At 57.6% G+C, this 12,897-nt stretch carries 12 protein-coding genes; 4 read left to right on the forward strand and 8 right to left on the reverse strand.

The genetic code is table 11. The annotated features are described in order from the left end of the window. Positions 1-76: 76 nt before the first annotated feature. The 3 genes from xseA to DU505_RS07205 all read right to left on the reverse strand — a co-directional run bounded on the left by xseA (position 77) and on the right by DU505_RS07205 (position 2,462). Complete coding sequence (xseA, locus tag DU505_RS07195; protein ID WP_114478324.1) at positions 77-1,417, reverse strand: exodeoxyribonuclease VII large subunit; 1,341 nt, start codon at positions 1,415-1,417, stop codon at positions 77-79. A 221-nt stretch (positions 1,418-1,638) separates the two neighbouring features. Further along, positions 1,639-2,175 carry a PRC-barrel domain-containing protein gene (locus DU505_RS07200; protein WP_114478325.1) on the reverse strand — a complete coding sequence of 179 codons (537 nt, stop codon included), beginning with the start codon at positions 2,173-2,175 and terminating at the stop codon, positions 1,639-1,641. 89 nt (positions 2,176-2,264) lie between these two features. After that, the gene (locus DU505_RS07205) at positions 2,265-2,462 is read right to left on the reverse strand and encodes a CsbD family protein (protein WP_114478326.1); all 198 of its coding nucleotides are present in this window, start codon (positions 2,460-2,462) and stop codon (positions 2,265-2,267) included. 256 nt (positions 2,463-2,718) lie between these two features. Between DU505_RS07205 and guaB the strand changes: the two genes are divergently transcribed. From guaB to DU505_RS22275, 4 genes are all read left to right on the forward strand, one after another. Then, positions 2,719-4,188 (forward strand): IMP dehydrogenase, encoded by a 1,470-nt coding sequence (gene guaB, locus DU505_RS07210; protein WP_114478327.1) that lies wholly within the window; start codon positions 2,719-2,721, stop codon positions 4,186-4,188. Between the two features lie 102 nt (positions 4,189-4,290). Further along, positions 4,291-5,865 carry a glutamine-hydrolyzing GMP synthase gene (gene guaA / locus DU505_RS07215; protein ID WP_114478328.1) on the forward strand — a complete coding sequence of 525 codons (1,575 nt, stop codon included), beginning with the start codon at positions 4,291-4,293 and terminating at the stop codon, positions 5,863-5,865. 118 nt (positions 5,866-5,983) lie between these two features. After that, complete coding sequence (locus DU505_RS22270) at positions 5,984-7,207, forward strand: hypothetical protein (RefSeq protein ID WP_147273049.1); 1,224 nt, start codon at positions 5,984-5,986, stop codon at positions 7,205-7,207. A gap of 2 nt (positions 7,208-7,209) precedes the next feature. Next, entirely contained in the window at positions 7,210-8,295 is a 1,086-nt protein-coding gene (locus tag DU505_RS22275; RefSeq protein WP_147273050.1) for a hypothetical protein, read from the forward strand. A 226-nt stretch (positions 8,296-8,521) separates the two neighbouring features. Here the strand turns inward: DU505_RS22275 and DU505_RS07225 are convergent, their stop codons facing one another. From DU505_RS07225 to DU505_RS07250, 5 genes are all read right to left on the reverse strand, one after another. After that, positions 8,522-10,309 carry an SIR2 family protein gene (locus tag DU505_RS07225; protein ID WP_114478330.1) on the reverse strand — a complete coding sequence of 596 codons (1,788 nt, stop codon included), beginning with the start codon at positions 10,307-10,309 and terminating at the stop codon, positions 8,522-8,524. 238 nt (positions 10,310-10,547) lie between these two features. Further along, positions 10,548-11,090, reverse strand: a complete 543-nt coding sequence (locus DU505_RS07235; RefSeq protein ID WP_114478555.1) for an HD domain-containing protein — start codon at positions 11,088-11,090, stop codon at positions 10,548-10,550. 17 nt (positions 11,091-11,107) lie between these two features. Then, on the reverse strand, positions 11,108-11,692 hold the full coding sequence (locus tag DU505_RS07240) for a tetratricopeptide repeat protein (RefSeq protein WP_114478331.1): 585 nt from the start codon (positions 11,690-11,692) through the stop codon (positions 11,108-11,110). Beyond that, entirely contained in the window at positions 11,689-12,222 is a 534-nt protein-coding gene (locus tag DU505_RS07245) for a hypothetical protein (RefSeq protein WP_114478332.1), read from the reverse strand. The genes DU505_RS07240 and DU505_RS07245 overlap by 4 nt, the downstream gene beginning before the upstream one ends. Then, positions 12,219-12,707, reverse strand: a complete 489-nt coding sequence (locus DU505_RS07250; RefSeq protein ID WP_114478333.1) for a PAAR domain-containing protein — start codon at positions 12,705-12,707, stop codon at positions 12,219-12,221. Before DU505_RS07250 ends, DU505_RS07245 begins: the two co-directional genes overlap by 4 nt. Positions 12,708-12,897: the final 190 nt, after the last annotated feature.

Genomic DNA, 12,897 nt, shown 5'->3' on the forward strand with positions numbered 1-12,897 from the left:
TAGCGTAGCACCGCCAACCCCGCCGAGCGCTGTGCCGGCGTTCTGTCGCAGGCACGGGGTCTGCCGCGGTGGACGATCAGTCCACCTTGCCTGTCACCTGAACCAGCAGACGACCCTCGCCAAGGCGAGCGGTCAGCGCCTGGCCGGGGTGGGTGTCCGCCGCCCGTCGGATCACCTGGCCCCGGTCGTCTTCCAGTATGGCGTAGCCCCTTCCCAGCACCGCCAGCGGGCTGACCGCCTGCAACTGCCGTGCCAGGCCGGTGAGGCGCTCGCGTTGGCGGGCCTGGGCATGCTGCATCGCCTGCTCGAGCCGGGTCCTTGCAGCGGTGAGTCGGATGGTGGCCTGCTCTACCTCCCGCCGCGGCGGCCGCACTGCCAGCCGCCGCTGCAGATGGGCGAGGCGGCGCCGCTCGTCGGCCAGGCGACGCTGCATGGCTCTGGCCAGCCTGGCATCGACTTCATTCAGGGTCAGGCGCTGGCGATCCAGCACCTCGCCGGGGTGGCGCAGCCGTGCCCGCAGGTGGTCCAGCCGCTGGGCATCGCGGTTCAGGCGTGCCTGGGTGGCGCGATGCAGTTGGCGCTCCAGGCTCACCAGGCGGCGAAGCAGGTCGTGGCGGTCCGGAACCAGCTGCTCCGCGGCGGCGGAAGGGGTCGGGGCCCGCACATCGGCGGCCAGGTCGGAGAGGGTGGTGTCTACCTCGTGGCCGACCGCCGACATCACCGGCAGCCGGGAATGGAAGATCGCCCGCGCCAGGTGCTCGTCGTTGAAGGCCCAGAGATCCTCCAGGCTGCCGCCGCCGCGGGTGATCAGGATCACGTCGCGGGCCGGGTCGAGCGCCTGCTGCCGGTTGAGCAGGCCGAGCGCACCAATCAGGGCAGGGGCGGCCTCGCGCCCCTGGACCGGCACCGCAATCAGGGTGACCCGGGCCAGCGGCCAGCGCGCGGCCAGCACCGCCATGACATCGCGAATCGCCGCCCCGGTAGGGGAGGTGAGCACCAGCAGGTGGCGCGGGGGGCAGGGTAGCGGGCGCGCATTGGCAAAGACCCCTTCGGCGGCCAGGCGCTGCTTGAGTCGCTCCAGTGCCGCCAGCAGTTCGCCTTCGCCCACCGCCTGTACCGCCTCGGCGATCAGCTGATAGTCACCGCGGGGCTCGAACAGCGACACCCGGCCGCGAACCTTTACCCGGTCGCCGTCGCGCATGGGGGTGGCCACGAATCGGGCTCGGCTGCGGAACAGCGCCCCGCGCAGCTGGGCGTTGGCGTCCTTCAGGGTGAAGTAGACATGCCCCGAGGCGGGGCGTGACACCCCCGACAGCTCGCCCTCCACCCAGACTTCGCCAATGCCCTGCTCCAGCAGCGACCGGGCGCGACGGTTCACGTCACTGACGGAGAGGGCGGGGGTGTCGGCTGGGAGCATAGCGCAGATTCCTGACGAGACTTGGCTTTGGTGAATCTTGTCCTTGGTGAACCTTGTCTTTGGTAAACCTTGGCGCCACTCTAGCATGGCCGCATGCTCGACAAGAAAAGGGGGCCGACAAGTAAAGAGGACCACACGAAAAGGCGCCGAACCCTGGGGCCCGGCGCCGTTCACCTCATGTGCATTGGCATCATGAGAGGGGTAGAAAAACCTACCCGAGACTAGTCATCGTCATCGTCGGTCATGCCGTCGCCATCACCCACGGTGCCGGTGCCAGCCGTGCTGCCGGTAGTCCGCCAGGCGCTTTCACGGTCGCCATGCTCGTCGATGCGCTGCTGGCGCTCGTTGTTGTACCAATCCTCGTTATACTCCGGGAAGGTTTGCAGCTCGTCCTCGGTAGCGTTGACCAGAATGCGGTGGGTGACGTCATCCTGACCGAATACGCCGGAATCGTCGCGCTCGGTTTCCATGCTGAAGTGATCAATACCCACAACGACATCGTCGCCGCCCATGCCCCAGAGGCCACCGGCGTTGACGACCAAGGCACTGACCTTCATCTCTTCATCCAGCAGGATGTTCTCGACGGTGCCGACTTCCTCTTCGGTGTCCTCGGCGTGATACACATCGGAGCCGATGATGTCATTCGCTGAGTAGAGGCCTTGTGGGGCGTTGACGTCCTGATCCTGTTGAGCATTGGCACCGAAGGTGAGACCACCGGCGATGGCTGCAACAGCAATTGTCAAAATACGTTTCTGCATCGTTCAATCTCCTTAGACCTGTCCTTAGACTTAGGATCTTGGCTTGCTTAGATGGACCAATTCGTTGGATCTGATCGTGAAGCAGGGGATCAGAGCCCCTTGGCCCAGTCGTCGGCCTGGCGTTCGGCTTCCTCGCGCTCCAGGCCATACTTCTGCTGAATCTTGCCGACCAGCTGGTCCTTCCTGCCGCCGATCTGATCCAGCTCGTCATCGGTGAGCTCACCCCAGCTGGTGCGAGCCTTGCCTTTCACCTCTGTCCACTTCCCTTCAATCTGGTCCCAGTTCATGTCTCTTCACTCCTATCCTTGAGTGGCTGCGTTCACGCAAACATCAAGTTAGTTCACCTGGCGACACCTGTAAGTGATATCTAGGTATTCTTATGTTTCCAAGTGTGTAGCGAGGTAGCGCGCAATGTCCTGCGGGTAGCCGACAGGGCCGGGCATGGCATGAGCGGGGTCCACGCATTGCCCCACCCCGAGCTGGCCCGTTATAATGGTCGATTAACTTCGCTCCCTCCCACCAGCGCACTGGGTGTTGCCGATTATGCTACGTATGGCACAAGAAGCTCTTACGTTCGATGACGTCTTGCTCGTACCCGGCTACTCGGAGGTCCTGCCCAAGGATGTCAGCCTCCGGACCCGCCTGACCCGCGATCTCTACCTCAACATTCCGCTCGTCTCCGCCGCCATGGATACCGTGACCGAAGCCCGCCTGGCCATCGCCATGGCCCAGGAAGGCGGCATCGGCATCATCCACAAGAACATGACCATCGCCCAGCAGGCGGCCGAGGTGCGCAAGGTCAAGAAGCACGAGAGCGTCATCGTCAAGGACCCGGTCACCGTGGGGCCCAAGGCCAAGCTGGAAGACCTGCTGGCCATGGCCCATGAGCACGGCTTCTCCGGCTTCCCGGTGGTGGAGGGCGAGACCCTGGTGGGGATCGTCACCGAGCGCGACATGCGCTTCCAGCCCAACCACGGCGACAGCGTGGCCGACATCATGACCTCCCGCGAGCACCTGGTCACCGTGATCGAGGGCACCCCGCTCGACGTGATCAAGGGCAAGATGCAGGAGCACCGCGTCGAGAAGATGCTGGTGGTCAACGACCAGTTCCACCTGCGCGGCCTGGTCACCTTCAAGGACATCGAGAAGGCCCGTACCTTCCCCAACGCCGCGAAGGATAGCGACGGCCGCCTGCTGGTCGGCGCCGCCGTGGGCACCGGCCCCGAGACGGTGGACCGCGTTACTGCCCTGGCCGAAGCCGGCGTCGATGCCATCATCGTCGACACCGCCCACGGCCACTCCCGCGGCGTGATCGACCGCGTGGCCTGGGTGAAGGAGCACTTCCCGCAGATCCAGGTGATCGGCGGCAACATCGCCACCGCCGATGCCGCCCGCGCCCTGGCCGAAGCCGGCGCCGACGGCGTCAAGGTCGGCATCGGCCCCGGCTCTATCTGTACCACCCGCGTCGTTGCCGGCGTCGGCGTGCCGCAGATCACCGCGGTTTCCAATGTGGCCGAGGCGCTCAAGCCCTACGACATCCCGCTGATCGCCGACGGCGGCGTGCGCTTCTCCGGCGACCTGGCCAAGGCCATTGCCGCCGGTGCCAGCTCGGTGATGGTCGGCGGCTTGCTGGCCGGTACCGAGGAAGCCCCGGGCGAGGTCGAGCTGTTCCAGGGCCGTACCTACAAGGCCTACCGCGGCATGGGCTCCATGGGCGCCATGTCCCAGAGCCAGGGCTCCTCCGACCGCTACTTCCAGGACAAGTCCGAGGGCGCCGAGAAGCTGGTGCCGGAAGGCATCGAAGGCCGCGTGCCCTATAAAGGTGTGATGAGCGCCATCGTCCACCAGCTGATGGGCGGCCTGCGCGCCTCCATGGGCTACACCGGCTGCACCGACATCCTGCAGATGCGCACCAAGCCGGAATTCGTGCAGATCACCGGTGCCGGCTTCGCCGAATCCCATGTGCATGATGTGCAGATCACGAAAGAAGCGCCGAACTACCGGGCCAGCTGAGCCCATAGCAGGACTCAATAGCGGCGGGGCAACGTCAAACGACCCCGCCGCACGCTTTTGTATCCGGCCCGCCGCCATACGCTGCCAGCAAGAGACGCCCAGATGACCGACATTCACGCCCACAAGATCCTGATCCTCGACTTCGGCTCCCAGTACACCCAACTGATCGCCCGCCGCGTACGCGAAATCGGCGTCTACTCCGAGGTTCGCGCCTTCGACATCACCGAGGAGGAGATCCGCGAGTACGCCCCCAACGGCATCATCCTCTCCGGCGGGCCGGAGTCCACCGTGGCCGAGGGCTCGCCCCGGGCGCCGCAGTGCGTGTTCGAGCTGGGCCTGCCGGTGCTGGGCATCTGCTACGGCATGCAGACCATGGCCGAGCAGCTCGGCGGCGCCGTGGAAGGCTCCAACAAGCATGAATTCGGCTACGCCCAGGTCACCATCGACAGCAGCGACGACATGTTCCGCGACATCAAGGACCATGTAGACCACGACGGCAAAGCGCTGCTCGACGTGTGGATGAGCCACGGCGACAAGGTCGCCCGTGCCCCGGACACCTTCACCGTGACCGCCTCCACCCCGAGCTGTCCCATCGCCGCCATGAGCTGGGCGGAGAAGCACTTCTACGGCGTGCAGTTCCACCCCGAGGTGACCCACACCCTGCAGGGCCAGCGCATCCTCGAGCACTTCGTCGTCGGCATCTGCGGCGCCGAGAAGCTGTGGACCCCGGCCAAGATCATCGAAGACCAGATCGCCCGGGTGCGCGACCAGGTGGGCGATCGCCACGTGCTGCTCGGCCTTTCCGGCGGCGTCGACTCCTCCGTGGTGGCGGCGCTCCTGCACCGTGCCATCGGCGACCAGCTGACCTGCGTGTTCGTCGACAACGGCCTGCTGCGCAAGGACGAAGGCGTGCAGGTGATGGAGACCTTCGCCAAGCACATGGGCGTGAAGGTGATCCGCGTTGACGCCGAAGCGCTGTTCCTCGACAAGCTAAAGGGGGTAGCCGACCCTGAAGCCAAGCGCAAGGCGATCGGCAACACCTTCATCGAGGTGTTCGACGACGAGGCCAGCAAGATCGAAGGCGTCGACTTCCTGGCCCAGGGCACCATCTACCCCGACGTGATCGAATCCGCCGCCAGCAAGACCGGCAAGGCCCACGTGATCAAGTCGCACCACAACGTCGGCGGCCTGCCCGAGACCATGAAGCTCAAGCTGGTCGAACCGCTGCGCGAGCTGTTCAAGGACGAAGTGCGCCGGCTCGGCGTCGAACTCGGCCTGCCCTACGACATGGTCTACCGCCACCCCTTCCCGGGGCCGGGCCTGGGCGTGCGCATCCTCGGCGAAGTGAAGAAGGAGTACGCCGACATCCTGCGAGAAGCCGACGCCATCTTCATCGAGGAGCTGCACAACGCCGACTGGTACCACAAGACCAGCCAGGCCTTCGCTGTCTTCCTGCCGGTGAAGTCCGTCGGCGTTGTCGGCGACGGCCGCCGCTACGAATGGGTCATCGCCCTGCGCGCCGTGGAAACCATCGACTTCATGACCGCACGCTGGGCGCACCTGCCGTATGAGCTACTAGAGAAGGTCTCCAACCGCATCATCAACGAGATCGCTGGCGTATCCCGCGTGACGTACGACGTCAGCAGCAAGCCCCCCGCGACGATCGAGTGGGAATGATCTTTTTATTTTGTTAAGGGAATTGCAACAAGGTTTCTAATGAGAAGCCCGCCCTATGGTGGGCTTTTTTCTTCACAAGAAAAGGTGTAACTTTAAGGCTCTTATAACGGGAGGGGATATGGACATATATAGTTGGCTTCGTGATCAAAAAATTCAGGGCCTGAATGCGGCTTTGGACACTACAATAGGTGGTTATTGGAATACAGCAAAAGATATTATTGATAAGAATGAGCTGCAAAGGAAAAAAGTTTCGGCAAGAGGTAAAACTTATAGGCTTTTACAGAGGGATCTTTTAGATGGCTGTATTATGCCACCCATAATACTTGCTGTTACAGAAGAGGTTTGTGAGAGGCATAGAGAGCTTATTGCTAGAGCCTTAGAATATGGCCCTGAGGAATGTGAGAAAGAGCTCGCCGAAGTCATTAAAGAAGCATTTGATAAAAAAGAATTGATCATCCTAGATGGTCTTCAAAGAACTTATACGATAAGAGATTGTATAGCTGATGCTGAGGAAAAGGGTGTTTTAGAAACACTGCTAAATAGGCCTGTTAGGCTCGAGATTTACGTCGGTCTGTCCAAGTCTGGTATTTTGTATCGTATGTTAACATTAAATACGGGACAAACGCCAATGTCTTTTAGGCATCAAATTGAAATTCTATACCATGACTATTTAAAGCCAGATTCTCTACCAGAGGGAATCGAAGTGCTACGAGAGAAAGAACATAGAAGGGCTCGAGGTGGGAGAAAATATAAGTTCAATGATGTGGTAGATATGTTTTATGCGTACTCAACCGGTAAGCCACAGTCTATGGATAGGCAAACCTTGGTCTCCGAAATAGCGGAAATAAATTTTTTGCAGGATTACGAGCCAAATAATCAAGAAGATCTTTCGGATTTATTGGTACTTTATAATGCTTTTGTCAGACGGCTTGAAGAAGTTGGGGAGGAGTGGGCGTTCTCAAACCAAAGAGTAGAGGGGGTTTCTCGGCCATTTGGCAAGAGTGTGCAAGCTATTTTTGAAAGAACTCAGCCAATGACCGCATTTGGCGCTGAGGTAAAACGGCTGATTAAGCGTGAAAAAATCGACTCTTTGGATGACATGTATGGTTTGATTGAGCAAGTTGTTGTTAGTGATAATCCTCATGATGCCTTTGACTCGCTAATAAAGATATTAGATGAAATAGCGAAAAATGCGACAAAGATTGGTACATCCCAGAGGGACTACTTCAGAAGCTGTTTTAGAGCACTATTTAGCGAAGAATTTGATGCTTTTTGTGATGTTTCTCAGTGCTGGCTGCAAGGCCAAGAACTCTATAATACCATGTATGGTGATATTGAATAATCATGCAAATTGAATTCATTAATAGTGTTTCACCGGAAGAAGGTGAAGGTTATCTTTTAAATATTAAAGACGGTCATGAAGTCTTTCTTCATGCCTTCTGTGAAGGAAAGTTGTATGGTCACGAAAGATTTTATTACTCTGTTCTCTTATCTCCTTACGTGAGAGAGAGTGAATGGAGGAATGTTGTTTGGAGTGACGATCTTTCTGGGAGCAAAACAATAGGGATGATTTTCACAGCATCCTCTTTGGCAAAAGACTCAGAAGTGGGAGACGAGTGTGATGCTATAAAGAGCTATGCAAGCAATGCCGTAAATTGCTTGGTAAGATCCCGATATGGTGCAGAAATCTTGAAAGAAATTGGGGTATTTGAGGATAGCGGAATTGATGTCCTTTCCCTTCTTGGTGACAATATATCTATTGCTATTTTCGATAAGCATCAATTGCAGAGATTTGATGTGTCGGAGGATAATGTCGACTTGTTCCTCTTTTCAGATGGTTATAGGCCACTTAAAACTGTAGGTAGTAACAACCATTTTGTCGAATTCTCAAAAAGGAAAAGAATTCTATGTCTTGCAGACGAGTTGGTTGAAGACAAGGATAAGATATTAAGAGCGTTTAGTTTTGCAAATGGTTCTTATTCCAGCTCATCCTGTTTCTTATCATTGTATCAGGTTATTGAAGTGCTAATTGATAAGATTTTTTATCACGAAGTTAGTAAAAAAATAGTACCGTCGATTGATGAGATGACTGTCTGGGATTTAAAGGAAAAGCTTAAAGATATATCTGGCGAAAAGAATAGAGTTAAGTTAATCGATGAAAAGTGCACGCCGGGAGGCGCTTACTCCGAAGCATGTGATGGTTTGGCCCAAGCTTGTCGTGATTTTTTGCAAGCCTCGAGCGTTGAGTTAAAAGGAGAGGGTTGGGCTAATCTTCTATACTTGGTGAGAAACCAGGTTGTTCATAGACAATATTTTATTATTGACGAAGAGCTTGGTCTGGATTTGGTGTGTAAAGAGTTTCGTAAGTTCCTGGCTTTGGCTATTTCAAGATTTCAACTTTCGCCACCCAGTAGAATGGATGAGACGTAATCATAGGGTAGGTCTTCATTTTCTGGCGTCGTAGCTGGTCAATGCAATACTCCTCCTCGCGAGCCTAGACTCGCCTTATGCTACAGTCATGCTATTGGCACCGATATGAATTGAGGTGTGCTTGTGGACCAGTGAAGTGATGAAGTGACCCCCTCCAGAGCTGCACAGGCTATAGTGCAGCGATCAGGAGGATGAGAAGTCATTTAATCAAGCATGCCTTCCGAGGTTACCAGTGCATTCTGTTTGTGTGACCCTTGAAGTTCTGGACAAACAGTTCAAGGAAGCGTCGACTGTTCTTTGCATATCCAGACTCTAGAAGTTCGACGATAAAAGCTTCGTTTTGGAGCTCTTGAAGCAGTATCTGTGCAGATTGTCTATGCCAACCAACACGTCCTATTGGCATCCAAGCGAGTACTCCATTATGTGCTGCGGTCGATTTTGCCGCTTCTTCAAGCTGGGTCTCATCATGATCCTCAAAGGACGCAAGTGATCCGAGAGTCTCGAATCGCTCGAATAGAAGCTCGAAGTTTGCGTCTACACCGACGAAACTTGCCTTCCATTCGGTCGTAATCTCGAGCAAGTGGTCGCTGAGCGGCGTTTTTCGATCGTTCATCTCTTCGAGGTTCTGCCAGAGCTGCTGTTCGCCTCCAGCCCAAGCCCACAGGAAAAGTGTTGAGACTACACGTTGGGGGCCACTGTTACCCATCGCTAATGTGGCTGAGAAGAGCTGATGTAATTCCTTCCATCGCCGGGCCTTCGTCAGTCCAATTCCATAAGCGGTGAAGACGAGAACAGCAGGGTAGGAACGAAGGTTCAGGAATACTGACAATCCACTGCCGATTTTGCCTGCATGATTATGTAGGGCACGGAGGACGTCTATGGTAAGAATGAACTCGCTGCCATCGCCCCATCGTCCAAGAATACCGACCATGCGTGCTAGTGGCTCGGTCACCGACTCATAGAGTTGCACTCTGGATCGGAATGCATTCTGGCTCCAACTTCCCTGTGGGGTGAAGTCGTCACCATCAAGCCGTGTTAACAACCGTTCGGTTTCTTGCGTGAACAATTCGTCGAGTTGGATGCGGTGCTCCGGCTTGGTCAGGTAGCGTTTGGTACTGTAGACGAGCAGCTCCACGCTCACAGGATTTTGGCGTTGAGTTTGCTCAAGGGTTTCGACCCGCTGCTGTAGGCTCTGGAAGAACTCATCAGCGCCGGTGATCGGTACGATCCTCGCTGCTCTGTGTGTCGCCAACTCCACGGCACCAGCACCCAGCGTTCCCCGAGCCGCCCAGTAAACCGGATAGCGCCGGTTCGGCGCGCGTAGGAATGCAGCCCGCAGCGCGTGATCCCATTCCCCAGACCAGCCACAGATAATTAATCCGTGCTCATCAAAGATGCGGTCCAACAGCCCGTTGTAGCTCTCGGGATAAGCGCTCAGTTCTTGATCAGTGTTCAAGATACGGGCGTCTTTGTAGTCACCGTGAAGTTTGAGCATATAGCACTGGCTGTGGGTCAGTGGTTCAGCGCCGGCGAGCGCGTCTGCGGAAGCGACAACTGTGGGCTCGATGCCTTGCTCCCGCAGGGCATTCTCCATGAGCCTATCGAAATTGGTTGTGACGATGACCCGCACGTAGCCGGCCCGAACCAACTGTGCAATGGCATGGTGCGCCTTCGTTGGAATCTTCCGGCCTTCTTCACGATCCTGCTCATTCGGCTCGATGTACCGGTGCAGAATCGCCCTTCGTTCGTCAGGTGAACTGGCTATTTCCTCTAGTAGGAGGGAGTAATTCGGTTCTTGTCCGGTCTTTTCCCGATACCATTTTGCCCATTCTGGCTGCTCCTCGACACCTTGGGCAGTCGCCACGCGGCGCACCAGGTCCAAGGTGATTTCCCATCCGGTTGGAATTTCTGCCGAGCGCGATAAGCCCGAGCCCAAGAGAACAGCGAAGACCCCACTGTTTTCATAGACAGAAAAGGCAAGTTGAGTGGTCGGGTCGCCAGCAAGAAGAGTCATTGGTCGCCTGCGTTGATGATCGCCGCGAGTTCTTTTCGAACTAGTAGGAGCAGTTGGACGGTGTGGTCCATGTTGTCGTCGGCATTCGCCAAGGTTAGCAGCGTGAGCAGATGAAAGTCCATCACCTCACAGCTCGACCAACAAGTTGAGCGTCGGGCTTTACAGGTCGTAGAGCGGTACCAGCCGGGGGCTTTCGTCGGTGTGGAGGGGGCGAAGTTCTTAGCGTGGCTACCGTTGTTTATTTCACAACTCCACGAACCTTCGCCTCACCTTCAATCAATACGCTCCATGCCTTGCGCCTCAGTTCCTGGTCGCCCCCTGTCATCACTTCCAGTAGTTGGCGCTTCTCGGCCAGATAGACCCGAGCGAAACCACGGTCCCTCGCGACGATGCTGACGGTATTGTCGATCAGGTCGGCGTACTTGATGGTCTGAGCCTCTGGGGAAATCTCCGCCAGCCTGTCACGCTCCAGCGCCTTGCGGTGGGTACGGTTGCCGATTTCCGGATCGATGAACTGATCCGTCAGCTCCTGAATCAAGATGGCGACGCGCTGGCCGAAGCACTCCTCGATGTCCATCGGCGTAACGTCGGTATCCTCGAGCACGTCGTGCAGTAAGGCAGCGGCGATCATTTCCGGAGTCGCCGTCTCGACTGCTGACACCATCTCCGCGACGGCCACCGGGTGGTGCCAGTAGGGCTCTCCGCTGTACTTGCGTCGCTGCCCAACGGCTTGATGTGCGGCCCTGCTGAACAGCGCAGCCCGTTCGGCTATGTCGTCCATTCTAATGTCAGACCAGTTCACGGTAGTAACTGCCTTATCAACTCCTCTCTTTCCATCTCCAATATTTCCCTCTGCATCGGGTTCTTCATCGGATCGTCGCTGTTCTGCCATTCCAGCAATAGCGCATCGGCCTCGGGCGAGCCGGCTAGGCGAGCCGCCAGGATATGGTTGGCGTTGGGATGGTCGTCTGGCTCGCCGGCCATGACATAGGCGGCTTCCACCTCCGCATAGCACGCCAAGGCATCGTCCGTGGCTCCCTCCAGTCGCTCTTGCAGCATGCAGCGCAGCAGCATTCCCTCCTTGTGTAATTCCCCTTCGTGAAGCTCATCCAAGTCGCGCTTGGCTTCCTCGTACCGGCCGAGGCTGGCGAGGAGCGATGCACGGCTGTTGATCAATTCGACGTTGTCGGGGTGTCGTTCCAGCCCTTCATCGTATATGGCAAGAACGTTTTCGAGCTGCTGTGTATCGCCCATGGCTTCCATAAGGGCGGCGCTGGCGCGCTCCAGGTAGTGTGCCGGTGGCTCGCCGCTGGCCGGAGAGCAGGCGGTTAAAAGTAGGGCGGTAAGCAGGGTTGCCATCGAGATGAACAGGATTTTCTTCACTGTGGTTCTACCTCGATCTCGAAGGTGACTTCTGTCGTGCCGGAAGCCAGGTGGCCCGAGCCGTTGGAAAAGAAGTAGCCGCCAGTAAGCTGCAGCGTCAGGCGGCGGGGCGGCATGGGCAGGGTGAAGGTAACATGGCCGATGGGGGCGAAGTCATCATCAGGCCAGGCGGAAACGCCTCCCCTGGCGAGATTCTGCTTGTCGATCTCCTGCATACCATCGTGAAGCGCAGCCGAAACGAACCAGTCGACCGAGCCGAGATGGCTGGCAGCGGTTCTGCCCATGGCGCTGACGCTCAACGTATTGCCGCGCAGCGTCACATGGCCTCGCAGGTTGTAGGAGGCGTGAACGCCGACGCCTTCCGCGAGCATGTAATCGGGTCTGGTCTTGTAGTAAGGCTCGGAGAACTCCCGATACTGTAGCGCAGGTACTTCGATATCCTTCGGCTCGGTATCGGTGCTTAGCGTGGAGAGAAAGTCGCCAAGCAGCGTGTAGCCGTCAGTATCGGTGCGGGTGGGTGCATCGCTCATGCCGGCTGGCTCCCCTTGATGTAGACCTTGATGGTCTCGGGCGTGTCATGGTCGGGCACCAGACGTGTCAGGCCCTGGGGGTCGCTTACGCCGCGGAACTGTTCCCCGTTCTGCCGCACGATGAGATACGCCATGCCGGCCACGGGCTCGCCGGAGGCGTCGACGAGGCGAAAGCGTTCGTTGTAGCGCTTGGGCATTTCGGTGAGCAAGCTGACAGCCGTCGCACGGGGCGAGCCGACCACGGTGCTGCAGCCGGTAATCACCTGACCGCCACATGAGGTGGCGCTGCCATTAATGGCAGCGGGCGAGCCCTCTACGGGATACCAGGCGACCCCGGCGGTGATGGTGGCACCGCAGGAGCTCTTGTCGCCGACCCTGGCGATGGGAATGCCATCCACCTTGGCTGTGGATGCACCGGAGACAATGCGATGCGGCCCGCCTTTGCAGGAGCAGGACACCTTATCGCCAACTTTTGCGAGATCCATGGATTCGTCCCTTCTATTTTGTGCCCATGGTGTGGTTATCGATTATCGCTATCGTCTTAACTTTGGCTACCGCTGGGGGAGAATTTGAGAGATCGCTTACGGCGATGGCTGCAATGTCTTACAAGGCTAGCCACCGCCGACGATCGAGTGGGAGTGAGCCAGGCGGCTCTGGCATCGGCGAATAGGCTTC

It is taken from the genome of Billgrantia montanilacus, from assembly GCF_003336675.1.
In the GTDB taxonomy this organism is placed as follows: domain Bacteria; phylum Pseudomonadota; class Gammaproteobacteria; order Pseudomonadales; family Halomonadaceae; genus Halomonas; species Halomonas montanilacus.

Excerpts from the sequence above, each read along its gene's own strand:
- DU505_RS07205 (WP_114478326.1), bottom strand. The coding sequence starts at position 2,462 with ATGAACTGGGACCAGATTGAAGGGAAGTGGACAGAGGTGAAAGGCAAG.
- DU505_RS07235 (WP_114478555.1), bottom strand. The coding sequence starts at position 11,090 with ATGGACGACATAGCCGAACGGGCTGCGCTGTTCAGCAGGGCCGCACAT.
- DU505_RS07225 (WP_114478330.1), bottom strand. The coding sequence starts at position 10,309 with ATGACTCTTCTTGCTGGCGACCCGACCACTCAACTTGCCTTTTCTGTC.
- DU505_RS07200 (WP_114478325.1), bottom strand. The coding sequence starts at position 2,175 with ATGCAGAAACGTATTTTGACAATTGCTGTTGCAGCCATCGCCGGTGGT.
- guaA (WP_114478328.1), top strand. The coding sequence starts at position 4,291 with ATGACCGACATTCACGCCCACAAGATCCTGATCCTCGACTTCGGCTCC.
- DU505_RS07250 (WP_114478333.1), bottom strand. The coding sequence starts at position 12,707 with ATGGATCTCGCAAAAGTTGGCGATAAGGTGTCCTGCTCCTGCAAAGGC.
- DU505_RS22275 (WP_147273050.1), top strand. The coding sequence starts at position 7,210 with ATGCAAATTGAATTCATTAATAGTGTTTCACCGGAAGAAGGTGAAGGT.
- DU505_RS07245 (WP_114478332.1), bottom strand. The coding sequence starts at position 12,222 with ATGAGCGATGCACCCACCCGCACCGATACTGACGGCTACACGCTGCTT.
- guaB (WP_114478327.1), top strand. The coding sequence starts at position 2,719 with ATGCTACGTATGGCACAAGAAGCTCTTACGTTCGATGACGTCTTGCTC.
- DU505_RS22270 (WP_147273049.1), top strand. The coding sequence starts at position 5,984 with ATGGACATATATAGTTGGCTTCGTGATCAAAAAATTCAGGGCCTGAAT.
- xseA (WP_114478324.1), bottom strand. The coding sequence starts at position 1,417 with ATGCTCCCAGCCGACACCCCCGCCCTCTCCGTCAGTGACGTGAACCGT.